This is a genomic window from Novipirellula caenicola (assembly GCF_039545035.1).
Lineage (GTDB): Bacteria > Planctomycetota > Planctomycetia > Pirellulales > Pirellulaceae > Novipirellula > Novipirellula caenicola.
Genome location: NZ_BAABRO010000001.1, coordinates 236,012 through 260,248 on the forward strand (window position 1 = coordinate 236,012; position 24,237 = coordinate 260,248).

The window sequence follows — 24,237 nt, forward strand, 5'->3', positions numbered from 1 at the left end:
AAGCATCGCGAACCGTTCGCTGCGATCGCTCACAGCAACCGCGCCACCACCCGAATCGGGACCGAGTCATACTCCCCATTCTAACGCCGCACTGCGACCAAGACCTCTCGTTTCCCCCCCTCGGGGCCGCGAATTTTTTGAACTTCGAATCCGACCGCCGCCAAGCGATCTCGAACTTCTCGTTTCACACAGTACGTGACAAGCCGGCCAGCGGTGTTCAGCAGCTTGTACATCAACTGGAGCGTCGGCGTCTGCCACAGTTCGCTGTTGGTATCGGGCGCAAAGGGATCGAAATAGATCGCGTCAAACGGTTCGCCATCGAACTGCCAACTCAATACATCCACCACATGGATCTGAACGATTTGTTCCGGCCCGGCCTGCCAATGGAACATCGGGGCTTGGATCTTGTCGTGCGGTTCGGCAGACAAAACCGGCACATCATCACCAAGACGCGAGCGTCCGTCGTGGGGGATCGTTGCTCGCCACTGCAAATAGTCCGACACCACCGCGGTGTTTTCGACCCAAGATTCAGGCGACAGCTCGCGTACGACCGCTGCGGGCAACCAACGGTGTTCGATCGCGAGATAGTCTAGCGGCGTGCCATGCTGGACCGCTTGGTCGACCGTGACAAACATCCCCATCCCGGTGCCCAGCCCAATCTCGAGCACCCGTGTGGCCCGGTGAGCGGACAATCGCTCCGCAACGCCGCTGTTCTGCAAGTAGACCGCGCGTGTTTCCGACAGCGCGCCCGAAGAACTGTGGTAACTGTCGCCCGTCGCCTTGTTAATCAGCGTGCGACTGCCATCGTCGGTCACTTCGATCTCAAGCAGCGCGTCTTGACACGGCAATCGAATCCGGGCTGTCCCGTTTCCGCGTTTCGCCCGTGGATTCATGCTCGACTCGACTCCTAATGCGTAAGCAAACTTCTGGTTACCGAAAACTACGAATCGCCCCCCCTTTTTATTTGATGCGCATTCTTGCGAACGGCCTCGACGGTGGCAAGCAGTAGCAGGCTGCCCCCTTTATTTCCGCACCGGGCGTCAAACCGCACGGCTGTCGGCCAAAGTTTGACTGCCCCCTCGATCCCCCCGCCGACGAAACTGCGCCAAATCGCGTAAAAAACGGACTTTTCGTGGCACAAGCCCGGTCAGCGCCGGACTTAGAAATTATTTCCTTTCGGCATCTCCAATGTTTCGCAGCGTCACAGGGACGCGACAAAGGGGGCAGTAAGCTATCTAGACAAATCGTCATAAGGCCATACCCCCCGAATTATAGGCGCAAAGAACGCGCAAAGTGCTTTTTACGGATCGCAAGCTATTGAGAACCGCTTGGTTTTCTGTTTTCATAACTTTTGTAAAGCAATTTTACAGCTCCCTGGCTGGCGTCAAAACTCTTCCTTTGCACTTAGCCATTTGACCATCGCCCGAGCTCATCTGACTCTTAACAAGCAGTCTCCATGCCTACAAAACTACCAACGACGATCACCAAAAAGCTTGGAAAACTTCCGGATGCAGAATTGGCGAACCATGCCGGATTGCCGATCGAGGCGATCCAGGCCGCTCGGCAGGTTCGCGGCATCATCCCTCATGGATGGACAAAGTGGACCAAGAAGAACATTGCTTTGCTGGGGACCCAATCGGACGTTGACATTGCTGCCAAATTGGGGGTCACCAAGACCGCCGTTTCGCGCAAACGTGCGCAATTGGGGATCGAACCGTACGGATACTCGCGTAAGCAGTTACGGCACCGCTGGACCAAGGCCCAATTGAAATGGCTAGGAAATATCTCCGATGCCGAGATCGGACGTCGCTTGGATCTCGACGCCACGACGGTTGCCTCGAAGCGTGAATCCCTTGGGATCGCTCCGATTCGCAAAGGACGTCCGGCGCGAAAATGGTCCAAACGCGAGCTCTCGTGGCTCGGCAAACTGTCCGATGCTGAAATCGCCCGACGGATGAAAATCGGCCGACGCAAGGTGATCGCTAAACGGCAATCGCTTGGCATTGAAAACCCCACCGTCGCAGCGACCGAAGCTCGCTGGACGCCCGAAGTCATCAAGATGCTGGGCAAAATCCCCGACTCGAAAGTCAGCGAAAAAACGGGAATTCCGGTCAGTGCAATCAGTGGCTATCGAAGCCGTCACGGGATTCGCATCAACGGCGCACGCCACACTTGGACGCCCGAAGAGATCAAGATGCTGGGCAAGGTCCCGGACGAGGAGATTGCCAAGAAGCTAGGGATCAAAAAGGCGACCATCGCCACGAAACGCCGCCGTCTTAAAATCAGTGCCCCGCCAACTAACGGGCGGGCAACCAGCAACGGACGAGCAACCAGCAACGGACGGGCAACCAGCAACGGACGGGCAACCAGCAATGGACGCGCAACCAACGGGCGGGCCTAGGCAACGTTTGCCCGACGCATGATGGATACCGGGGGAAGCAATTCATCGACAGAGCCTCTCCCGACCGCGACGCAGCGTCCCCGATTATCAATAGAAAACGGTTCACCCACCGTAGCGAAAGTTGCCAGACCTTTCGCTTTACGGCCAGTGCTATCCGCGACGCGATTGACGATTCTGGTCACGAAATGCGGTGCAGCGTTCAATTGAACGTGCTGCAAGGACTTGCCAGCCCCCTAAGCCGCTTTACGCTCATAAATAATCCCGCTGCGACGCCGCGCCACCATGTCGATTGCCGACATATGCTTTAGCGTGTAGGCGATCTTCTGTGCCACCCAGCGGGGACGATCGATCCAGTTGGCCAAGTCCGAGGTGTTGAACGCGGTCGTTCCTTCGGGGACATTGACGAGCGTCAACAGATCGTCGACCGTGCGAAATTCGTGCGTCGACTCGATCGACTCGAGCCCAACATCATGCACCTTGTAATCGTGCCGTCGCCGGCCGCGACGGCGTTTGCACGGGATGCGGGTTTCAATCACTTGGACCATCGGCACCTCCAACACGAGATTGGGGTGCGGAAAGACGCGAGTAAAGTAGATCAGGTCTTCAAAGACCTCGAGAATATCGCCTCGCTTTGGACTCATCCGCTTTGACGTGATCGCACCGCCAGCCTGTTTTGCTTTGGCAATTCGCGTCCGCCACACCACCGGTTTGACCACACGTAACTTGTGCCGCGCCAGCAGTTTTTGTGACTTGTCTCGAATCGCCGACAGCGAGGCGCACTGAATCTCGATCAGCTCGTCGTTTCGAATCGCGTCGATACGATATTCACCGAGCACGACTTCGGTACTCGCTTCATCGGGGGCGTAACAGCGTTTGAGTTGTTGGTGCAGTGATGTTTCCAAGGTTCGCTCCGCCGCCAACGTGAATCCATTGCTTTGTTCTGACGATCTTCGGCCCCGATTGGCGATCGCCGATCGCTACGGTTCGATGCCGAAATCGCGAATCGTTGTCAGCACTTTTAGTTCGAGTCCTTTGGCCGCAAAGGCTTCGGCCCCGCCCGCCAAGCGATCGATGATGCCGATCACGTAGTCGACTTTCAATCCAAATGCCTGGGCCGCTTCGACGGCCTTGATCGCGCTGCCACCACTGGTGATCACGTCTTCGACGATGACCACCCGTTGTCCGGGCTCGACGGGCCCTTCGACCTGTTTTCCCATCCCGTGGCCTTTAGGCTCTTTGCGAACCATAAATCCTTTGAGCGGCAGGTCGCGTTGGCCGGCGATCGTCACAATCGACGCGGTGATGGGATCGGCACCAATCGCCATCCCTCCGACCGCCTGCGGCAATTCGCCGGACGCTTCGATCACGCTTAGCATCCCTTCGGCGATCAAGTTCGCCCCTTTGGGATGCAACGTGATCTTTCGACAATCGAGGTAATACGAAGCCTTTTTGCCGCTGGCGAGGGTAAATTCGCCGGTTTGCAGAGCTTCAGCACGAATCAGGTCTAAAAGTGCGTCTCGGTTGTAGGTCATAGGGCTCAGTGAGGGTTTAGGTAAATGATTTGACGGTGTTTGCGATGCGGATGGTGCACATCGGAAATCTTACCGGCGAATCGTCACCGAGGAACCCTGGGTCAAAATGCCGTACAAATCGTCGGCATAGTCGGCCGCCACGCTGATGCATCCCTGATCACTGGGCCGCGTCGCATAGGGGCTGCCGTGGATGCAAAGTTGTCCGCCTAGGTCCAACCACAACGATCCATACGGATTGTCCGGGCTGTTCGCGGGGATTGGCGATCCGCTAACCCCGTAAAACGGTCGTTCGGATTGCTTGTCCTGGACCGTGAACGTTCCTGGACGAGGCTGAGGATCGCTTCCCACGGCGATCGGGAAGCGGCCGGCATACAAATCACCGAGGAACAGTGTCATTTCTTTTTTCCCCAGATCGACGTCGGCTCGGAACGGTCCGCGGACGACCTTCAATTCAGTCCCTGGCAAAACGGTGATCGGGTCGTCGATGCCATTGATGTTGGCCAACAATTGCCAAGGCACCTCGTATTTCACGGCGATCTGCATCAAGGTTTCATGGTGCCCCACTCGATGCGGTTGCTCTAGCAAATGGCGACGCGAGTAGATGACTTCGGCGGCCAACGGATCGAGCCGGCTGAGCAACTCTTGACGCTGAGCCGCGGGCAGATTGGGGGTGTGATAGAACAAGCTAAGCGTTTCAAGCGCTTCCTTGCGTTGATCCGATTTGTATTGCTCGTCGGCCAATTGCAACGCGTTTGCGAGTCCGATGTTGTTTTTGGTGGGATCCGAGACACCGCTGACGGTGGCGATACTGTCATCGCTGTCGTCGGCATCGGCTAGATTGGCCATCGCCGTGTCCGTTCCCGCCGATGGGTCAAATCCGACCGCAGCATGCTCGGGAAGCTTGTTTTCGTCGGAGGTCGGGTCGGGCATATCGAACTTCATGTCCGTAGCAGCATAGCCGGACGAAGCCGCAGGGGCGGAAACGCTCGTGCTTGCCGATGCCAAACTGGCCTGCGTTCCCGAACCTGCTCCCAGATCCATGTAGGCAGGTGCATCGTCGCTGGGCTGATGAACGGTCAAGTTGTCGTTGCCATGGGAATCCGAAAGCTGGATCGAAACGCCGCTAGGACTTGCTCCGCTGGGCGACATTCCCGGTTGTTCGAAATCCGCATCTGGAAGATCGGCAAAGGACCCGCCAAACGTCGGTCCTCCGCTGTCCGCGATCGCAGACGACTCGGGAACTCCGCCGCTGATTTCCATTTCGCCCAGCGATTCAGGCAAACCGCTCTCGATGTCCAATCCGCCTTCGTCCATCACGATGCGTTCGACTTCCGGTGGCAATGAATCCGGTGGCGTAGTGAGTGACATGTACGCTGTATACATCACCGTCATCAGCAAGACGATAATTGCCGCAGTTTTCAGCGTTTGCATGACGATTCTCCAACTCTCGGACGCTTCTGGCGACCAGCAAAATGGGCGATTTGATTCCATTCAACCCGAGAAGACCTCGGACCATTGCCGCGAACGTAATCAATACCAATGAGGTAACGCCATAGCATTTCGCCTTCATTCGTTGGCAAAAGGGGGGTGGAGAGTGCGGGGGGATCAAGGTGGCTGCCCAATTCTCTAAAAACGCCCACGCCAACGCACTTTTTTCCCTAACATCGCCATCACCAGTGCAGTCCACTGAAGGGCGATAAACAGCGTCGCGGCGACGCTGTGCAGCAGGACACCGACAAACGGCTGCCGAAAACGAATCGCAGCGATGGCTCGAGGCAGATGTGCGACCACCACCGCGGCCCCCGCGATCCCAACGCCGAGCGGTGACGATTTTGCGATTGCGCCCCCCAGCGCAATAAGCGGCAAGACACTGGCTCCTAAGATCAACAGCGAGAAAATACCGATCAACTTCGAATTGGCGATCCCTTCGTCGGCGTTCTTCAGCAGCCCGCGGATCACTTGCCCGCCATCGCGGTACATCCTGCAGCGAGCCAAGGCGGTCCCGTCAACGACATCCGTCATCAATCCGGATTGCCGGTAGATTCGAGGCAGTTTCACGCCATCGTGACGCGACGCCTGAATAGCTTGATGGGTCCCTGCCGCCTCGTAATCGGCTGCATACGTCATAAACAGTTGCCCACATCCCGCGGCGTACGCCGGATTGGAACTCGCTCGCATCCTCGCCATCGGCAAAAAGCCGAGCAAGATATAGTGCATCATCGGGACCAACAGCTTTTCAAGAATCGTCTCCGTCTCTTGTTGTGGAAACGCACTCAGTAGCGAAATTTCGCGTTTGTCCTGATAATCCATCAGTCGCTTGATCGCACCAGGCTGTAAACGCACATCCGCATCGAGAAACAACAATCGCGAATGACGTGCCGCCGACGCCAATTGCCAACAAGCGTGCTGCTTTCCATTCCAATCCGGTGGCAACGGTCGCCCCGGGATTAGATGAACCCGATTGTCGGTGTTTGCGATTTGCGACACGATCGCTGCGGTCGCATCATCCGAATCGTCGTCCAATACCAGCACTTCCAATTCGACATCGCGATTTGCCAATACCGACTGCACACAGGCGGCAATTGAATCCGCTTCGTTGCGAGCAGGAATCAGCACCGACACGGCATTCTCCGTCGCATCGGAGTTCGCTGGCGTCACCTTCGGCAAACAAAACAAAGGCAAATTCCGCAGGAACATCAGCGCGGGCAACAACGCCAATCCCAACGCGACGCACGATAACAATATCATTGCAACTTGTTTCCGTGTGACGCTTTGAACCGCCGCCCCGTTACCAACGCTTTGATCCGTCGCATCGAATCGTAAACAAAGCCAGCCCCGCGAGCCCCTGAGAGGATGTTTTCAAACGCCTGTGAATCCCTAGCAATCACTCGTTCGCTTAGCACGCTTTGGTTTTCTCGCATCCGCTCGGTTAACCGCGTTTGCCAATCCATTTTCGAAGCCTGCGGATGATCCGCGATCCGAAAAGGCTCACCGACCCGGAACAAACATTCCGGCAGCCGCTCTTCCCAAAACACGTATTCGATCGCGATTGGCAGCACGTATCCACTTTGCATTCGGGCACACAGGTGTGCCATTCCCGGCATCAGCACGGCGGAATGATCACGCACGTCTGCGAACCGGCCCTCGGGAGTCAACCAGAGCGCCGCATCACCGCTGTGCAGAATCGCTCGGCTCTGCTTCAAAAAAGCCGCCGCTCCCTCGCTGCTGTGCAGTTTGACTCCATAGAACCCCAGCTTCGCAAACACACGATACTGCTCGAGCGCCGCGGCATCGATGGGAGCAAAGAATTGACGAGTCGGAAACAAATGCTGATTCAAAAATTGGGCGGTTAATGGATCCCACCACGATGGATGATTCGCGCACAAGATCAACGGCTCGCCCTCAGGCACCGCAGCATGCGCAAGCGAATCCCGCATCATTGCAATCGAATGAAAATTGCGACGAAGGTAGGGCGTCAAAAAGCGGTGGAATCCACGCGATAACCAACCGCTGACGTCAGGCCGCATGGCATCATCGGATGCATTGGATGTCATCAAAGCCACGGTTAAAACTGAGTCACGATCAAATACATCAACCCCAAGATCGCACTGAGTGCCAACATCCGAATCGATCGCGAAACGAAGGTATACTTGGAATTCGAGACATGCGAATCGAGCATCATGCAGATCGCAATCTCTCGTTTCAGTCCACTCATCCCAATCCGCTGCATCTCGTCAGCAAATTGCTCGGTTTGATCGATCGTATAATGTGCCGAGATCGCAGCGGGATGAAAATGATTGGCGCGACCGAGCGACGGATGTTTCCCTTGATACCGAAACGGCAGAATACATCGGAAAGCCAAGACGCACGACCAAATCATCGACGCCAGCCACAATAAAAACGTCGCCGAAACCAACGACGTCCACCACCATGCCGGATGCGATTGGTCGGCACGGATGTATTCGTGAATGGTGGGAACCAAGACACCGCACAACGCTCCGTTGACCGCTAAGACCGCAGCCGCCTTGGCGTCCGCAAATCGAATCCACTCGCCGATGATTTGGTACGTCTCGATCAGATTCTCGGCTTCGAGCGCATTCTGAGTATCGTCATCCAATCGCGGTCGCATTGTCGATGCGGAACTCGACGCAGATGCCTCCGCCAGTGGAGTTTTCCGGGACGCGTCATCCGCTGCGGCCGACGACTCATTCGACGATTCATTTAATGATTGCGACATCCGTTTTTTCTCTCGAGAGTGATCGTGGTTTGCTTCGCATCGTTCGTTTTCACATCGCCCCTAGCGTCCACGTCGATGCAAACGCGACGACTCGATTGATTGAGAAAACGACCGAAATGGCAGGGCACGCCCCTGGGCCGGCCAGGGCGCTCGATTCTGGCCGGACCGAACTAGTTTAGCGAATCGACGTTCACTCAGGCGGAGGTTAGCACAGGTCATTGACCGTACGTTCGCCCAAGACCCCCGTCGCCGGAAAACCATCCACCCATGCGTTAAAACGCAACCGAATCGGTTGCCGACGTCCCAATCGACCCGGATCCAGCAATTCGTCGTTCGTCTTGTCGCTGATCGGAAACGTCGTGATCAATTTTGCTGGCTCCGTCCCCTTCCGGAGCGAATAAACCAATAACCTCGAATCGATGGTGTCGTTCAATCGCCTTCGAAACGGAAAAATGTCCGTTTGCAATTGGTAGGTTTCGCTCACCGGTCTGGCACGCGAGGAAACGCTTTTTGGCAAACGGAACGTCTCTAACAAACGAGTCCCTTGGACTTGGAAAAGTTCGCTTGATTTGAACGCTGCCACACTGCCGACGGTGGCGACTGCGGGCTGATCGCACAGTGACAACTGAGATAAAAAGACGGTTAAATTCCCCAACAGTGTGCCTCGACGAGGCAACGCCTGCAACGACTGACTTGGCAACCCAAAGCCGTCTTCTATTGTGCTTCGGATCCAACGATCGCGTTTAAAACCGTAGGGCGTTTCGATCCGGCTTAGCAGATAACCGTAGGTGTGTTGGATCCCCGCGTGCACCCCTGGGGGATTCATCGGAACGTCGGTGACCTTGCCCAATAGCGACGTGATCTCCGAGGCAACGATCTCTTGTCCTGCAAGTTCATCCAGATTGACGGATTGTCCCCAACGCGACAACACGTCACGTTCGTCGCGAACGCGTCGCAGGTGACGATACAACCGCGGCATGCCAACACGCAACCGAGTCAATCGAGCTCGCTGAGTCGCAGCGGCCGATAACTGTTCGCTGAGTGCCGGTAGCGAAGTCGCCAAGTCCAAATGCGATTCCTATTTCAAATTGAGATGCCAGCGGGATCTGATGGCCGATGTGAGCAAAGTGCCGAGTTGGATCATCATCGCTGATCCACTTTACCGCGCCGTCATCTCCTATCCCATTGCATCCGGCTTGACGATCACCTCCGACTGAAAAAAACGACGTCGTGAAGTGGCTTTGGACCGATCGCACCACTTGTCGAGTTCGCTGAGACGTTTGCAAGAAGAAACGCCGGCGCAAACCATGGATGCCAGCTGACGCTCTGAAGGCCTGCAGAGGTGGCGATCCACGCGAATCACCACCTTCTGGCGAAGGTGGCTACCCAAGACTTTCGTTGCATGCCCACAGAAGTTTGAAGATCGGAAGCTTGAGACAAATTTTCTGCAGCAGAGCCTCATCACTCAAAAATCCGAAGCCATGGCCTTTTCATACGCTTCGACCTTGGCCTGAAAGTCCACCTCGGGTTCTGCCGATCGATCTTGCTCTGCCCCGCAACCGACAACCGAAACCATGACGCATAGCACGCCAGAAATAAAGAGTGATTTAAACATGAATGCCCCAACGTCACTGATCGAAAAGTCAAAACGAGTTTTTGAAGTTGCGTGTTTTTCACAACCCGAAGCGTAAGCGAGGGAGTCTCGATATTCTCTCGGTCCCTCGCTAACGCGTCGGGTTAGGATTGGCCGGGAAAAACGACAATAGCGCAACTTTAAAAAATCGAGTCGCGATTGACCCCGCGAAGGATTCCGTGCTGTCTCCCACCATCGGCGTCAATGCAACCCCCGAACTCTATCACTTTCTCGAGCTGATCCCATGGCCTTTTTACTGCACGATTGGCAGATTTCGGAAATCAAAGCGACGTCACTCTCTATGACTGGCCCCTTACGCAAACTTACACTTAACGCACCAATCGGGGCGGTTTGCCGCAAAACGCCTCACGTGGCCTCGATGACAGAATCGCCGCAAATGTTAAAACCAAACCACTCGCCCTAAACCGAACAGGGAACGACGTGGGACGTGAGGCACCGGGCGATATGGGGGATAAACCGTTCCGACGCACGCGGTCGGTAGACCCAACAAGCCGTCAAGAGTTTCGGGAAGCACACGCCATGGGAACGAAAGTCTTGACGTCTTGTTGATTTAATGAAGTTTCTTGCGGCAAGGGGTGCATGATGGACTTTCTAGTCCGTCAACGGCGCATTCGACGGACTAGGAAGTCCATCGTACGAATAAAACAACAAGCCGTGGACGGCTTCCGCTACGGCTGTGCGGCGCAAACCTTGGCGAACCAAAGTGTGCTTCATCGTGTTGCGATCAACGAATGACTTGAGATCTGAAGACGTCGGATATTCGTGAACTTTTCGTGAGAGAATGAAACGAAAAAAGCCGGACTCGCGAAGAGTCCGGCTTTCGAAAAAATCATTGTCACGGCCGAGGGGTTATTCAAGCGATAACGTTTCTTTACCAGCACGAGTTCCAAGGGCTCCCCACAATCCGTAGGTGCTCTTTTGGCCGGCACCTGCAGGGGCAGCGTTCTTGTCGCCCGCTTCGATGCTGTCGGTGATGAACTTCACAGCACCGTCGCCCATCAGCACGTGTGCACCACCTTGGTGACGACTTCCGATCGTGGAATAGCCGTGACCGTTGTCGTCAGTCCACATGCAGCTAAGTCCGTTCGGTGGGCGAATGGTTTGCACACAGGTAAACGGCATTCGAGCGTCAGCCCAACGATAACCACGGCTTCCGTTTCCGGTGCCCAGGCCGCCAGTAAAGAACTGAGGTCGAGCAGGATCGATCACGGTGTCACACGACGCGGGGCTGGTCAGCAGAGCAACGGTGCCCGACTTGGACCAATCCGCAACAATCTCTTGGTTGCCCAAACTGGTCGCCATTTCGCCCATCGCAATCGTGTTGGCAAGTCCATCTAACACATCACGGAAGGCGGTCTTACTGCGAAGCCAGAAGAACCCACGATTGGTACCGCGTGCAGCCGACGCAGCACCGCTGTTGTCGCTAGTCGATCCCGTCCCGCTGGTATCCGATTTTTCTTTTTGTGACGGAGTCGCTGCACCATCGTAGTTCCAATACCCGTTGCGGTCTTTTCCGCCCGAGTGAACGAGGTAAATCGTGTCCCCGATACAGAACGAGTAGTTGGTGCGTCCTAGGGCCGGAGCGCCAATCCCTGGGTCACTTGGGCATCGGTAGCCTTGAACTTCGGTTGACCAAGGAGTGTAGGTGGTCGACCACGGCGAAATCCCCATCGCAGGATAAGTGGTGGTGCCGATGGTCAATGGGTTGCTGATTTGCTCCCACAGTGCTTGTTGCTCAACGAAAGGAAGTAACGGAATTAGAGCGCTCAAAGCGTTGCGGTCCGAATTGGTCGAACCTCGGTCGTTTGTTCCACCGCCGTGGACTGGCAACTGGTTGTACGCTGCATGATAGTTGTGAAGCCCCAAGCCGATTTGCTTGAAATTGTTGCTGCAGCTCATGCGGCGGGCGGCTTCACGAGCGGCTTGGACTGCGGGCAAAAGCAATCCAACCAGTACACCAATGATTGCGATCACCACAAGAAGTTCGACCAAGGTGAAACCCATTGGACGAAGGGAAGTTTTTTTCATTCAAGTTCCTTTGAAACAGACTGTAAATAAATAAGTGAAAAACAGAAACGGAGAGGTCGAAACGGCCAGTGACGGCTTAGTAACTTGCTTCAAGTGCGTCGATCGAGGCACGTTCCTCCGGAGTGAGATCAGGCTGATCAATCACCGTCGTACCGGTCTTTTCAGCACAACCGACCATCGGCACAACACACAACACAGCAGCAACAACAAACAGAGAGACTTTCAAGTGATTCATGGACCGCTTACAGAGTGGAAAGGGGGAGGGCAGGTGGGGAAGCGAAACCTTCGTCTGACGCTTGATGAAACAAGAAAAGGGTCAGTTGGTTTCGTGGCAGAATCTTATTTAGCAGCAATCAGAAAAAATATAGAATTTCCGCCAGATTGCTATTAATCGAACTCGACAATCGCAAAATGAGGGCGTATCCGAAAGCAAGTGACCTCAGGAACGTTCTGTAACCCCAAAAAGGGGTCGCCTCAGCCGTTTGACGCCTCGAAATGCCTCGTCGACGTGGCTTCACCGTGTCAAATTGAACTAGACACTTAGTATCTTTTTCGACGTTTGATCTTGGAATCGCCTGGCACGGCCTTCGACGGAGGCGTCTGCGAAGTCGCAAGTGGATCACCAACCTCGCACGTCCGACAAATTCGGCACAACAAGCAAAGTGGCGTGGCCACACCAGTGCCCCCGCAGATCCGCCGATAACCTTTCGATAAAGGAAGGCTCTCTGCGATGACCGAAACCACGACCAAAAGCAAAACGATGTCCTCACCCTCGTCAATGTTCAACGAGGCAGGATTAAAAAAAGCCGCGGTGCTGCTAAGCTCGATGCCGACCAAGACGGCTGCGCGGGTCCTTTCGCAATTGCCGCCGCGTGCGATCGAAGCGATCAGCATCATGATCGCCCAAACCGATTCGTTTGGAGGTGACGAGCAGGAAGTCGTGATCGCTGAGTTTCTCACCAGCAAAGCGAGTTCGATCTACGCTAGTCCCGGGGGACTCGAGCGAGCCAAGGAGCTGATCAAAGAAGCGCTCGGCCGCGACGCAGGTGAATTGCTGGGCAATCTGCAACAGACGATCGAGTCGATGCCGTTCGGCTTTATCAAGAAGGTCGATGCCCAAACGCTGCTGCAGTTCATCGGCGACGAGCATCCGCAAACCATCGCGTTGTTGCTCAGCCATGTCCCGTCAAATTATGCGTCCGAAGTGATGTCGGGACTCGATCCCGAGAAACAGCTCGAGGTGATTCGGCGAATTGCCACGATGGGTCGCACCAGCCCCGATGCGGTTGCCGAATTGGAGTATGGTCTGGAAATGCGGCTTAGCAGCATGGTCAACCAATCGCACAGTAACACCGGCGGCGTGGCCAGCGTGGCAGAGATCCTGAACGTGGCCGAACGCAGTGTCGAACGGAACATCATGGAATCACTCGGGCGTGATGATCCCGAGTTGTCCGACGAGATTCGCCGGTTGATGTTTGTGTTTGAAGACATCTCGAAACTTGGCGATCGCGATATCCAAGCGCTACTGAAGAACGTGGAAACGTCGCAGTGGGCGATGTCGCTAAAAGGGGCCAGCCAAGTGCTTCAGAACAAAGTGATGAAGAACATGAGCACGCGAGCCGCCGAAAATCTTCGCGAAGAGATGGAGTATCTCGGCAGCGTCCGCATCAGCGAGGTCGAAGCGGTGCAACAAAAGATTGTCGACATCGTTCGCCATCTCGAAGACACCGGCGAAATCTCGCGTCCGACCGGCGAGGAAGAAGAAGAGTATGTGAACTAATTGCCTCGCATTCGCGCGCAATCGGAATCACTGTGCAGCAATGCCGCGGGAAGGAGTGACAGGAGACAAGTTCACGCAGCCGTTAAATTGCGATCCTCAACTACCTGTCAACCCCCTCGCGAGGCATTGCTGCCTCGGATAATGACCAAGCAGCCATTACAGACTACCTACTCGTTCTAAATTACGCGATACGCGGCAAAACAATATCAAGCGTTTTCTTCAACGCACCGCCACTAGCCCGGATTCCTTGGACCTCTTTCGGCCATAGATCGATTTCCAATTGATTGATTACACCGGTCCGACCGACCACGGTGGGCACCGATAATGCCACATCGCGGATTCCGTAGCATCCTCGTTGGACCGAGCTGACCGGCAAAATGCAGCGGCGATCCAGTGCGATCGCATCAAACACATCGCGAATTGCAATGCCAACTGCGAAGCCGGCACCGCCTTTGCGTTTGATCACTTCGGCGCCACTGCCACGGGTACGCGTGAATAGATCGTTGGCCATCGTGGCGTTCCAGCCAGGGAATTTGTCCAACGGCAAACCACCGACTGCGGCGCTGCTCCAAATCGGCACCATCGAATCGCCGTGTTCGCCCAAGATCAACGCCTTGGTCTGTGTGGGCGGTGCGTTTAGCTGGGCGGCGATCAACGAACAGAAGCGGATCGTGTCCAATTGTGTTCCCAATCCGATCACCTGACTGGCGGGCAAATCAAGCATCTGGGCGGCAACGTACGTCAACACGTCCACAGGGTTACTGACCACCAACACAATCGCCGAGGATTTGGGGCCAGCCGCTTTGACGTCGCGGACGATCTGAACGAACAGGTCGGTGTTGCGATTGATCAGGTCCAATCGCGATTCGTCGGGCTTGCGGCGAAGTCCAGCCGTGATGCAAATCACGTCGCTGTCGGCAATGTGCTCGTAACCGCCGCCGACGATGCGTTGGTCGGCCACACTTGGGCTGCCGTGCTGCAGGTCAAGCGCCTGGCCGACCGCCATTTCTTGGTTGACGTCAAGCAAGGCGATTTCGCGAGCGATCCCGCCGCACTGGATTGCGTATGCGGCACAGGATCCGACGAGTCCACCAGCACCAATGATCGAAATTTTCATATTGTCAGATTTTGGGAAAGCGTTGCGTTATTTGTATTGAAAAAGGGGGATAGGCTTCCGGACAGTCATTCCAAGTTTTGAATTAGGCGTGGTCGTAGCGGTAGTCGTCAAGACTTTCGTTGTATTTGCCGAACCGTATGCGCTGACCGCGCCGAAACTGTCGACGGCTTGTTGAGTTAATCCAAATGTAAATCGAAGCGGTGAGCCGTGGGCCGCAAGGCACCGGGTACCGCGTGGGCCCCGGCCGCTGACGCGTCGCGGCTCATTAATTCAACAAGCCGTTGACGAGCTCCGATGTCTCAAAACCGTTGACACGCCTAGACGCCTATCCCACACGGAACTAGGCCTTCATTTGGCGGATCACTTCGTCGGTGATCAGCTTGACGAGTTTCTCTTCGTCAATCCCAGTCGCTGGCGAGCTTGCGACGGCCGCCTTGGCTGCCGATTCGACGGCGGATGGCGGTGGGCTGAATGCACGCTGCGCGACTCCCGCTTCGGCCCATGAATCACGGAAGATGTCGTTGGCACAGATGTCGCAGTTCTCGTACTCGCTGGTGTTACGAGGATCCTTGTAGCCCCACTTGTCCTTCAGCTCCAACAATTCCTTGGACTTTTCTTGGCTCAAGTAGGAAACGTTTCCAAGTTGTTTGGCCAACATCAGCATGCGGCAGTACGAGTCGAGGATCTCGGTCCACCAATACGCTTGCTCGACCGTTTCGCCGTAGCTAACCGTTCCGTGATTCGCCAGGATCATGACGTTGGTTTTCTTGACGAATGGAATGATCGTGTCGGCGAAGGCTTGTCCACCGGGGGTTTCGTACTTGGTGATCGGCACGTCACCGAGGAACACTTCGACCTCAGGCAGAATGCACTGAGGAATCGGCTCGCGAGCGATCGCAAACGCGGTCGCGTGTGGTGGATGGCAGTGAACGACGCTGCGAATGTCTTCGCGTTGTCGATAGATTTCCAAGTGCAACAAAGCTTCGCTACTTCGTTTCTTGCGACCCGACAATTGTTTGCCGGTCATATCGACAAGCGAAATGTCCTCGGGAACGAGAAAGCCTTTGCAATGCAGCGTTGGCGTGCAGAGGACTTCGTTTTCGCTGACGCGGACGGTGATGTTTCCGTCATTGGCGGCAGCGAATTGGCGGTTGTAAATCCGCTTACCGATGTCGCACATGTCTTGTTTGATCTTATGAAGATTCTGCATAGCTGCTTTCCTTTATCGTTACGATGGTCCGCGGTGACGCGGTTCACGGAGCAAGAGGGTCTGTGTATTTGTAAGTGGTGGTAATGAGTGGTCGTGATTTACAGGTCAACTTCGTCCAACAACGCGACGATCGATGCATCGAGCGGTTTGACGTCCGGAAACGGCTGAGCCGCTTCGGGGCCTTCGGCCAATGCCACCCAATCGCCGATCCCGGTGCCACACAAATCCCAAGCGATCACGGTGTCGCCCCCAATCGGTTGGTCACCGAATTGATCGATCGACTCGAGCAATTCGACACAACGCAACTTCGCTCCCTGCATCGCGGGATGCGAGCGAGATAGCGTGACGGTGCCGATCGTGCGAGCGATTTTCATGTGGATGTTGGTTTTGCGTTTGACTATTTCAAGATTCGTGCGGCGACGTTGACGGCGGCAACAAAATTCAGTGTGTTCATATCAAGCACCCAAGTTTGCGGTGCCAATTCCTTTTCAATCCGATCAACCGCGGCGATCGATCCGACCACGGCTGCTCGACGCCCGGTGCTGCAAATTTCGTAAACGTCTTTACTCGGCGAGTCGCTCAATACAATTCGAACCGACGCCGACGCCTGGATCCCACGCCGTGACAACTGCTGCGAGATCGCTTCGGCACGCTCCGGATTCTGTTGGTCGGTGACCGCCATCGCCGACGGTGGCTGTTTCGTTTTTTCCGTCTGGGCTGTTTCGTTGTTGGCCCCCCGAGTGATCGTGATTCCTAGCCGTTTCGCTTCGTCGCGTGCTGCGGGGGTCACGACCGCCTTGGTGGCGATGCGTAATTCTGTTTTGCCGTTCCCGGCCGCTTCCGTGACGGTCGCCGCCGAGATGACTCCGGAAATCGGACAAGCGGTCTGCCCGCCGGTTTCCATTTGATTCTGTCGGACTCGCTCGATGACTTCACGAACGATCTTGGCAATCCATACCGGATCGATCGATGCGTGGGTCATGCGGAGCTCCGTTGGTCAATCAATCCAATCACGCTCCAGCGTGCTGGGGTGTTTTCGTGTTTGGTCATTTCACGAGCGTACGATCCGTCGCTCGTTAACATCACCTGGTCTCCTTTGCGACATCCCAAAACATCCAACGCAATCAGCGGCGGCCCATCGGCCGCATTGTCCACGCCCGTCGGCTGGACGATCACGAGCCGTTGGCCCGCGAAGCTGGCGTGCTTCACGGTCGCTCGAGTCGATCCGATGACGGTGGCTGGTTGCATTGGGAGTGAAGTGTTCGGGGAATCTTTATGTCTTGTGACAGGCTGGAAGCCTGTGTTGTGTTGGATGACAGGCTGGAAGCCTATCCCACGTTCAGGCTGGACGCCTGTGTTGTGTTTGATGACAGGCTGGAAGCCTATCCCACATTCTGGCCGGACGCCGGTCTCACTAAACGACTCGCAGTTCGTCGATCATGCTGCAGCGTCGTTCGCGTGTGAACGTCGCCGGGGTGGTGACCCCTTCGCCAGTCGGTCCTGCAATCGAGAACGACAAGTAACCTTCGCCACCAAGTCCGAGCGACGCCATCGAAGGACCGTTTTTGACGTACAACGTCGTGTCCATTTCGCGGCCCATCTTGGTCATGTTGTGAACGTTTCGCGAGTGAATCATGGCGGTGTGCCGGAAACCATGTTCGTACTTCTTCGCCATCGCGATCGCATGATCGACGTCACGAGCACGTACGAATGGCAGGAACGGCATCATCTGCTCGACGCTGACAAACGGGTGATGTTCGTCGGTTTCACCGAAGACCAATTCGGTGCCACTTGGAACCGAAACGCCCGCAGCTTCGGCCAACACACTGGCGTCGCGACCGATGAAATCTTTACACGCTGCGTCGTGCTTGTCGTCGCCGACCTTCACGATCGCCTTACTGGTCAATTTTGCAATTTGCTCGCTATTCAGCTGGACCGCACCGGCTCGTCGCATCGCGTCCATCATCTTGTCAAACACGCTGTCGACGACGAACACTTCCTTTTCGGCGATGCACAGCAAGTTGTTGTCGTACGAGGCACCGAGAATGATGCAGCGAGCGGCGTTGTCAAAATCAGCGGTTTCATCGACGACCACGGGTGGATTACCAGGGCCTGCGACGATCGCTCGTTTGCCGCTGTTCAGTGCCGCACGTCCGACTGCCGGTCCGCCGGTGACGCAAATCAGTGCGACATCGCGGTGAGCGAATAGTTCGTTGGCGCTTTCGAGGGTCGGTTCGGCGATCACACAAATGATGTTGTCGATCCCCATTTCCGCCGCGATCGCTTCGTTAAATCGGCGAACGCCTTCGGCAGCAACCCGTTTGCCCGATGGGTGAGGATTGACGACGACGGTGTTTCCGCCGGCGATCATGCTGACCGCGTTTCCGGTGATCGTCGGCAAGCTGTGCGTCACAGGCGTAATCGCGCCAATCACCCCGAACGGTGCTCGTTCGATGATCGCCAAACCATGGTCGCCGCTGAAGCACTTTGTTTCCAAGAACTCAACACCAGGTGACAGCTCGCCAAGCGTGCGCAATTTTTCGATCTTGTGCTCGGGGCGTCCGACCTTGGTCTCTTCCATCTCCATCAAACCGAGCTCTTCGCATTGCTCGATCGAGATACGACGAATGATATCGATGATCTTCTTGCGATCTTCGAGCGAGCGTTCACGAAGTTGTTCAAATGCACGACGAGCCGCAGTGACCGCCGATGCGGCATCATAAAAAATCCCATGCTGGCCACCGGCGGGTTTGCCATTGGAAGCGGACGGCATCGGTCCGACTTCGGCCAATACTTGAGCGACCACGTTGCGAATCAGGTTTTCGTCGAAATGCATAGTTTGGGTTTCTCGTTATGTCTTCGTTTACTGCGTCGGGGAGGAGGGAAAAGTGGGGTCGCTCGGCAGCGACTACTTGTCTCGGTCGTAAACGCTTTGTTTGTCAATGTGCACCGTGTCGACGATGCCGATGATGCAGGCGTCGATCGGTAACGGTTTGGTTTCGGGAGTCAATCGAGCACTGCTGCCTTGGACCACCAAAACGAAGTCGCCTTCGCCCGCACCGATGGTGTCAACGGAAATGAACGTTCGTCCGGTCGTGACCAGCAAATCTCGTTTTTCGCCTTCGAGCCGGTAGGGCTCGACGACGAGCAATTTGTGACCCGTCATCGAACTCACTTTCTGAGTGCTGACGACCGATCCGGTTACTTTCGCGATAAACATGTTTGAATCGAGTTCCTATTTGCTTACGCTTGTTGCAACACGGATACAGTTTGACGAGCCACAATGATCTCTTCGTTGGTGGGGATCACCCACAACTGCGTACGACTCGATTCGGCATGGAACGTCGATTCCCCTTTCAGCGATTTGTTCGCGTCTGGGTCAACGACAATCCCTAACTCTTCGAGTCCTTCACACACACGGCCGCGAATCAGATCGTCGTTTTCGCCGATGCCGGCCGTGAACACGATCGCGTCGGCACCGCCGAGGGCCACGATCATGCCACCGAGATGCCGCCGAATTTCTTCGACATACACATCGAGCGCCAACTGCGAACCTGCGTCGCCATCGGCGGCCGCTTCTTCGACATCACGGATATCGCCACTGCGACCGCTCAGCCCCAACAAGCCTCCTTGGCTCGCCAAATGAGCAAGTGCCTCGTCGAGCGTCATTCCCGTCCGCTGCAAAATCAGTGGCAACGCAAACGGATCGAAGTCGCCGACGCGGTTGTTTTGCGGCAACCCCGTCTGAGGCGTCATCCCCATCGTCGTCATCACACTTTGTCGATTCCGGATCGCCGTGATCGAACTGCTGCCGCCCAAGTGACACGAGATCACACGAGCGTCATCGCGACCGAGAAGCTCGGCACTTCGCGTAGCGATGTAGCGGTGGCTTGCACCATGGAATCCCCATTTGCGAATATGAAATTCGTTGGCCCAATCGCGAGGAATGGCGTATTCCTTGCGAGCCGCGGGGATCGTTTGGTGAAAGTCGGTTTCGAACGCTGCCACCAAAGGCAGATCCACAAACCGCTGCTGCATCGCCTTCATCGCGGCAATGTAGGGCGGGTTGTGCGCCGGTGCGGCTGCATTCATTTCGGCCATCGCATCAAGCACTTCCGCGTTCACACGGAAAACACCTGACATCCGGCCACCATGAACCGCCTTGAATCCAATCGCCGCCACCTCCGACGCATCCTTCAGCACACCATGCTCGGGATCCGTCAATTGAGCCAAACAAGCTTCGACAGCGACCCCGTGATCGGGCACCGACATCGTACGCTCGCCGGACCAATCGCCGATGGACACCGTACACTTGCTCTCGGTATCCCCAATACGATCGACCGCACCACGCGCTAAACAACGCTCGTCGGACATATCGTACAAGCGATACTTGAAACTGGTCGAACCAAGGTTGGCTACGAGAACTAGCACTGCAGGCTCTTCGTGGGTAGGAGACAAGGATTCCATTCGCTGCATCGATAGACCGCCCATCGATGCGGATTCAAACTCGGGGCTTGAATCCGACTCTACGACAAAAAAGCGGCGGACAAACCTTCGCTTGGTCGTGGGATGATGTGGCTGCCGACAAGTTCACCAACTTGGGCCGCAGCGTTTGCACCTGCTTCGACAGCAGCACGGACGCTGCCGACGTCACCGCTGACAACGGTCGTCACATAGGCACCGCCGATGTCGACTCGCTTGACAATCGCCACGTTTGCTGCCTTGGCCATCGCGTCAGTTGCTTCGATCAGAGGCAACAAACCTTTAGTTTCAATCAAACCGATTGCATCGTTCATGTTCAGTATTTCTTAAATTTTTGGATTGGATTTTTAAAAGTGAGAGAGGACCGGCAGGGCGTGATCGCCCCTTTAACTGCGAAAAGCAGTGACTACTTCTTCGCTGGTGCCGAAACTTTCAGGATCTTGCCCAAGTCGTCGTGAGGACGTGGAATCACTTGCACGCTGACAACTTCGCCAATACGACCGGCGGCTGCGGCTCCGGCGTCGGTGGCGGCTTTGACCGCAGCAACGTCACCGGTGACAAAGGCGCTGACCAAACCGCTGCCGACTTTGTCCCAGCCGAGGAACTGGACGTTGGCAGCCTTCATCATCGCGTCGCATGCTTCCATCAGGGCGATAAAGCCCTTGGTCTCGATCATGCCGAGCGCTTCACTAACTTTTGCCATAGGAGTATTACCTTAGGAGGAGAGGGAACTAACTGAATGGATAGGGAAGTTGTGTGTGCCGTGGCGAAAGTCGCCAAGACATTGGAGAGCCGTTCGGGGGCGATGAAACTCTTGGCAAGTTTTCGTTACCCCAAAAAGGCGTGTCTCACTTGGTGATTAGTGGTTCTTGCAGGCACAATCGTCTTTGCGAAGCAACACTTCGCTGGCCGCATCGAGATTGCACGCGTTGCCTTCGTCGGTATCGATGTGGACTTCGAGCTTCGCCGCTTTGTCGGCTCGCACCAACACATCTTCGAACACGACGCTGCAATCGGGGCTCTTGATTTTCAACTGCATCATGTCGCCGTTTTTGACGCCGTAATAATCGGCATCCGCAAAGTTCATGTGAACGTGTCGCGCCGCGCGAATGACGCCTTGATCCAACTTGACTGTGCCCGCAGGCCCGACCAAAACGCAGCCTGGCGTGCCATCAATCTTGCCGCTGTGGCGAACCGGCGCGTCGATCCCGAGCGAGATCGAATCGGTCAACGCTAACTCGACTTGGCTAAACGGACGCGTCGGTCCGAGCACACGCACGTTGGGCAGCATCCGGCGTCGAGGCCCTACGACCATCACGGTTTGCTTGGCCGCGTAAAAGCCGTCTTGGTACAAGTCCTTGCCGGGCTCGAGCACGCTGCCCGCACCAAACAAGATTTCCACGTGTTCGTCGGTCAAATGAACGTGCCGGGCCGAAATGCTGACTCGCAAGTTCGGTTTGCCGTCGACCCAACCCGGCGGCGTTTGTGCCATCGCACTCGCAACCCCATTGGATGACTGGCTTGCGGCGGCACCGCCCATCGACGCCATCACGGCGCTGCGGACAAGGTGCTCAATCCGATTACGATCGATTGTTTGCGTCATTGCTGCTTTTTCACTTTCGCTTTTGTTTCCGCGTCCTGTTTGCCCTGGTCGCCGCTAGCGGTGCTATTCACCCCGGCTCGCGCTGCTGCCAATTCGTTTTGTCCCGACGGATTTGCCAAGACTAGTCCGACCCCGGCCGTTTCCAAGCGTTCTTTCCACTCAGAATCGATCCCTGAATCGGTCACCACGGCGTTCACTTCATCTAACCCACATAATCGGCTCAGACTCACCTTGCCAAACTTGCTGCTATCAGTCACGACAATCGATTGGTCCGCCGCAGCGATCATCGCTTTCTCGCTTTCCACCAACATCATGTCGCTGTTGAAGTAGCCTCGTTCGTTGATCCCCGCAACCGACAAAAATGCCTTTCCCACGTTCAACGTGTGAAGCATCGAATCCGCCATCGGGCCAATCGCGACTGCCGTTCGTCCCCGAACACAGCCCCCGATCATGATCAAGTCAATTGATTCACTCGAGGAAAGCAAATGAGCCACCGGCAAGCTGTTGGTCACCACCTGCAGCGGCCGTTTGACGAGATGCCTTGCCAATTCGTAAGTCGTACTTCCTCCGTCGAGCAAAATCGTGTCGTGATCGTCGACCAACTCTGCAGCCACCACGCCAATGGCACTTTTGGCTGGCCACATCGTGTCTCGACGATTGCCAAACACACGTATCGTTGCGGTTTTGCCCGTCCAGAACACACCACCGTGCGTCCGTCGGGCATCGCCTGCTTTCTCTAACTCTTCTAAATCGCGGCGAATTGTCGACTCGCTGACATTCAACGTCTCGGCCAGTTCTCCTAAAGCCGCAAAACCACGGGTCTGGATTAACTCGCGAAGCCGGTCTCGTCGTGATTTCGTGGTCACCATGGCCTCCTTACCGCGAAGTCTTCCTAAGCCGCGTATTTTACTATGAGTGATAGTTTCCTCTCATTTTTGCCGGAAATCAATCACCTATATCGCGTTACGGGAAGTTTCTTGCAAACTATTTGGAAGTTTTTAGCATTTTGGCGGAATTCGGGGATCGCCGGCACAACCTAAATTGAGTGGCGAAGGGCGGAGAATCGGCCGACAACGGCAGTGGCAAAGAATCCCAGCCAACCAGGGTGGAAACTCAGCCAGCCTCGATCCCTCGCCCGCTGCAAAGCCGGCGTGAATCGGGTATTTTCGTTGACTGGCTGGCGATTTTTCCGCCGCCAAAATTCAGTCCCCTTCCAAACACGCGACGATCGCAAAGCGATCCGCGTCGCGACCCGCCCCACGTGAAACGACGAGACAACATGAGCAATCTGAAAGGCAAACGTGCCGTCATCAGCGGCGCATCCCGCGGAATCGGTCGCGGAATTGCGATCCAATTGGCCAAAGCGGGCGCCGACGTGGTGATCAATTATCGCAGCCACGAAGGCGAAGCCGACGAGGTGGTTGCGGCGTGCGAAGCCCACGGGGTGCGAGCGTTCAAAGTTGCAGCCGACTTGGCCGATCAACAGCAAACCGAAGCCCTGGTGGACCAAGCCGACGAACTGCTAGGTGGTTTGGATATCGTCGTCAGCAATGCCGCTTATAGCGATCGCCACACCATGCTGGATTCAGACCTGGAAGAATTCCGCAAGACGATTGATATTAGCATGTGGGGTGCGTTCTACCTGATTCGCCGGGGCGCGCGGAAACTGGTCGATGCCGGCAACGGTGGCAATCTGGTTGTGATCAGCAGCCCTCACGCGCACATCGCGATGCCCGGTGCAATGGCTTACAACATGGCCAAAGCAGCCAATGACCAAATGGCGCGCACGGCCGCTTGCGAGCTGGCCCAGTACGGTATCCGCTGCAACATCATTCACCCGGGATGGACCAATACCCCCGGCGAACGAAAGTTCTTTAGCGAAGAAACGCTCGAGAAAAAGGGCAGCGAATTGCCGCTTGGCCGCCTCGGCGAACCCGAAGAGATTGGTCGTGGCGTCGTGTTCCTGTGCGACCCGGAAAGCCGCTACATCACTGGCAGCACGATCACGATCGATGGCGGTATCCAACTACCGTTCAAAGAGATGTACCGCGTGGAAGAAGCCAACGCTAGATAGAGTGGTGTACAGGAGAGGCTTCGAGCCAGCTCGAACCGCATGCCGACACAAACGCCAGCACCGGAGCGTCAACTGGGACGACATCCTAAGACGAGGCGGCGGAGCGTGCCGCCCGGTCG

At 55.8% G+C, this 24,237-nt stretch carries 25 protein-coding genes; 3 read left to right on the forward strand and 22 right to left on the reverse strand.

What is annotated here, in order from left to right:
• Nucleotides 1-80: 80 nt before the first annotated feature.
• Entirely contained in the window at nucleotides 81-893 is an 813-nt protein-coding gene (mnmC2, locus tag ABEA92_RS00845) for a tRNA (5-methylaminomethyl-2-thiouridine)(34)-methyltransferase MnmC2 (RefSeq protein ID WP_345681831.1), read from the reverse strand.
• A 563-nt stretch (nucleotides 894-1,456) separates the two neighbouring features.
• Here mnmC2 and ABEA92_RS00850 point away from each other — a divergent pair.
• Nucleotides 1,457-2,401 carry a DNA-binding protein gene (locus tag ABEA92_RS00850; RefSeq protein ID WP_345681832.1) on the forward strand — a complete coding sequence of 315 codons (945 nt, stop codon included), beginning with the start codon at nucleotides 1,457-1,459 and terminating at the stop codon, nucleotides 2,399-2,401.
• Nucleotides 2,402-2,634: 233 nt separating this feature from the next.
• Here ABEA92_RS00850 and ABEA92_RS00855 read toward each other — a convergent pair whose 3' ends face one another.
• The 9 genes from ABEA92_RS00855 to ABEA92_RS00895 form a co-directional block, all read right to left on the reverse strand.
• Nucleotides 2,635-3,303, reverse strand: coding sequence for a DUF8091 domain-containing protein (locus ABEA92_RS00855; RefSeq protein WP_345681834.1), 669 nt, complete (start codon nucleotides 3,301-3,303; stop codon nucleotides 2,635-2,637).
• A 75-nt stretch (nucleotides 3,304-3,378) separates the two neighbouring features.
• A complete protein-coding gene (pyrE, locus tag ABEA92_RS00860) occupies nucleotides 3,379-3,933 on the reverse strand; it encodes an orotate phosphoribosyltransferase (protein ID WP_345681835.1) in 555 nt (184 codons plus the stop codon).
• A 69-nt stretch (nucleotides 3,934-4,002) separates the two neighbouring features.
• Nucleotides 4,003-5,364: a L,D-transpeptidase family protein gene (locus ABEA92_RS00865; protein WP_345681836.1), complete on the reverse strand. Its 1,362-nt coding sequence runs from the start codon at nucleotides 5,362-5,364 to the stop codon at nucleotides 4,003-4,005.
• A 195-nt stretch (nucleotides 5,365-5,559) separates the two neighbouring features.
• Nucleotides 5,560-6,681: a glycosyltransferase family 2 protein gene (locus ABEA92_RS00870; RefSeq protein WP_345681837.1), complete on the reverse strand. Its 1,122-nt coding sequence runs from the start codon at nucleotides 6,679-6,681 to the stop codon at nucleotides 5,560-5,562.
• Nucleotides 6,678-7,487: a lysophospholipid acyltransferase family protein gene (locus ABEA92_RS00875; RefSeq protein ID WP_345681838.1), complete on the reverse strand. Its 810-nt coding sequence runs from the start codon at nucleotides 7,485-7,487 to the stop codon at nucleotides 6,678-6,680. The genes ABEA92_RS00870 and ABEA92_RS00875 overlap by 4 nt, the downstream gene beginning before the upstream one ends.
• 11 nt (nucleotides 7,488-7,498) lie before the next feature.
• Nucleotides 7,499-8,170: a Pycsar system effector family protein gene (locus ABEA92_RS00880; RefSeq protein WP_345681839.1), complete on the reverse strand. Its 672-nt coding sequence runs from the start codon at nucleotides 8,168-8,170 to the stop codon at nucleotides 7,499-7,501.
• A gap of 205 nt (nucleotides 8,171-8,375) precedes the next feature.
• On the reverse strand, nucleotides 8,376-9,233 hold the full coding sequence (locus ABEA92_RS00885) for a hypothetical protein (RefSeq protein WP_345681840.1): 858 nt from the start codon (nucleotides 9,231-9,233) through the stop codon (nucleotides 8,376-8,378).
• A 1,440-nt stretch (nucleotides 9,234-10,673) separates the two neighbouring features.
• Nucleotides 10,674-11,852 carry a DUF1559 family PulG-like putative transporter gene (locus ABEA92_RS00890; protein WP_345681841.1) on the reverse strand — a complete coding sequence of 393 codons (1,179 nt, stop codon included), beginning with the start codon at nucleotides 11,850-11,852 and terminating at the stop codon, nucleotides 10,674-10,676.
• 76 nt (nucleotides 11,853-11,928) lie between these two features.
• Entirely contained in the window at nucleotides 11,929-12,087 is a 159-nt protein-coding gene (locus ABEA92_RS00895) for a hypothetical protein (protein ID WP_345681842.1), read from the reverse strand.
• Nucleotides 12,088-12,612: 525 nt separating this feature from the next.
• Between ABEA92_RS00895 and fliG the strand changes: the two genes are divergently transcribed.
• The gene (gene fliG, locus ABEA92_RS00900) at nucleotides 12,613-13,632 is read left to right on the forward strand and encodes a flagellar motor switch protein FliG (RefSeq protein WP_425572386.1); all 1,020 of its coding nucleotides are present in this window, start codon (nucleotides 12,613-12,615) and stop codon (nucleotides 13,630-13,632) included.
• A gap of 181 nt (nucleotides 13,633-13,813) precedes the next feature.
• On the opposite strand, the gene ABEA92_RS00905 is transcribed toward fliG, so the two are convergent.
• The 12 genes from ABEA92_RS00905 to ABEA92_RS00960 all read right to left on the reverse strand — a co-directional run bounded on the left by ABEA92_RS00905 (nucleotide 13,814) and on the right by ABEA92_RS00960 (nucleotide 22,910).
• The gene (locus ABEA92_RS00905) at nucleotides 13,814-14,749 is read right to left on the reverse strand and encodes a lactate/malate dehydrogenase family protein (protein ID WP_345681845.1); all 936 of its coding nucleotides are present in this window, start codon (nucleotides 14,747-14,749) and stop codon (nucleotides 13,814-13,816) included.
• Nucleotides 14,750-15,089: 340 nt separating this feature from the next.
• A complete protein-coding gene (locus ABEA92_RS00910; RefSeq protein ID WP_345681846.1) occupies nucleotides 15,090-15,959 on the reverse strand; it encodes a class II aldolase/adducin family protein in 870 nt (289 codons plus the stop codon).
• 98 nt (nucleotides 15,960-16,057) lie between these two features.
• Nucleotides 16,058-16,333, reverse strand: coding sequence for a EutN/CcmL family microcompartment protein (locus ABEA92_RS00915; protein ID WP_345681847.1), 276 nt, complete (start codon nucleotides 16,331-16,333; stop codon nucleotides 16,058-16,060).
• Nucleotides 16,334-16,356: 23 nt separating this feature from the next.
• On the reverse strand, nucleotides 16,357-16,941 hold the full coding sequence (locus tag ABEA92_RS00920) for a hypothetical protein (protein ID WP_345681848.1): 585 nt from the start codon (nucleotides 16,939-16,941) through the stop codon (nucleotides 16,357-16,359).
• Entirely contained in the window at nucleotides 16,938-17,207 is a 270-nt protein-coding gene (locus ABEA92_RS00925) for a EutN/CcmL family microcompartment protein (protein WP_345681849.1), read from the reverse strand. The genes ABEA92_RS00920 and ABEA92_RS00925 overlap by 4 nt, the downstream gene beginning before the upstream one ends.
• Before the next feature lie 166 nt (nucleotides 17,208-17,373).
• Complete coding sequence (locus ABEA92_RS00930; protein WP_345681850.1) at nucleotides 17,374-18,795, reverse strand: aldehyde dehydrogenase family protein; 1,422 nt, start codon at nucleotides 18,793-18,795, stop codon at nucleotides 17,374-17,376.
• 72 nt (nucleotides 18,796-18,867) lie between these two features.
• Nucleotides 18,868-19,179, reverse strand: a complete 312-nt coding sequence (locus tag ABEA92_RS00935) for a EutN/CcmL family microcompartment protein (RefSeq protein WP_345681851.1) — start codon at nucleotides 19,177-19,179, stop codon at nucleotides 18,868-18,870.
• Nucleotides 19,180-19,202: 23 nt separating this feature from the next.
• Nucleotides 19,203-20,390 (reverse strand): acetate/propionate family kinase, encoded by a 1,188-nt coding sequence (locus tag ABEA92_RS00940; protein ID WP_345681852.1) that lies wholly within the window; start codon nucleotides 20,388-20,390, stop codon nucleotides 19,203-19,205.
• Between the two features lie 95 nt (nucleotides 20,391-20,485).
• Nucleotides 20,486-20,755 carry a BMC domain-containing protein gene (locus ABEA92_RS00945; protein ID WP_008697224.1) on the reverse strand — a complete coding sequence of 90 codons (270 nt, stop codon included), beginning with the start codon at nucleotides 20,753-20,755 and terminating at the stop codon, nucleotides 20,486-20,488.
• A gap of 92 nt (nucleotides 20,756-20,847) precedes the next feature.
• Nucleotides 20,848-21,144 carry a BMC domain-containing protein gene (locus tag ABEA92_RS00950; protein WP_008697221.1) on the reverse strand — a complete coding sequence of 99 codons (297 nt, stop codon included), beginning with the start codon at nucleotides 21,142-21,144 and terminating at the stop codon, nucleotides 20,848-20,850.
• A gap of 156 nt (nucleotides 21,145-21,300) precedes the next feature.
• On the reverse strand, nucleotides 21,301-22,044 hold the full coding sequence (pduL, locus tag ABEA92_RS00955; RefSeq protein ID WP_345681853.1) for a phosphate propanoyltransferase: 744 nt from the start codon (nucleotides 22,042-22,044) through the stop codon (nucleotides 21,301-21,303).
• Complete coding sequence (locus tag ABEA92_RS00960) at nucleotides 22,041-22,910, reverse strand: DeoR/GlpR family DNA-binding transcription regulator (RefSeq protein WP_345682524.1); 870 nt, start codon at nucleotides 22,908-22,910, stop codon at nucleotides 22,041-22,043. The genes pduL and ABEA92_RS00960 overlap by 4 nt, the downstream gene beginning before the upstream one ends.
• A 413-nt stretch (nucleotides 22,911-23,323) precedes the next feature.
• Between ABEA92_RS00960 and ABEA92_RS00965 the strand changes: the two genes are divergently transcribed.
• A complete protein-coding gene (locus tag ABEA92_RS00965) occupies nucleotides 23,324-24,118 on the forward strand; it encodes an SDR family NAD(P)-dependent oxidoreductase (RefSeq protein ID WP_345681854.1) in 795 nt (264 codons plus the stop codon).
• Nucleotides 24,119-24,237 lie beyond the last annotated feature (119 nt).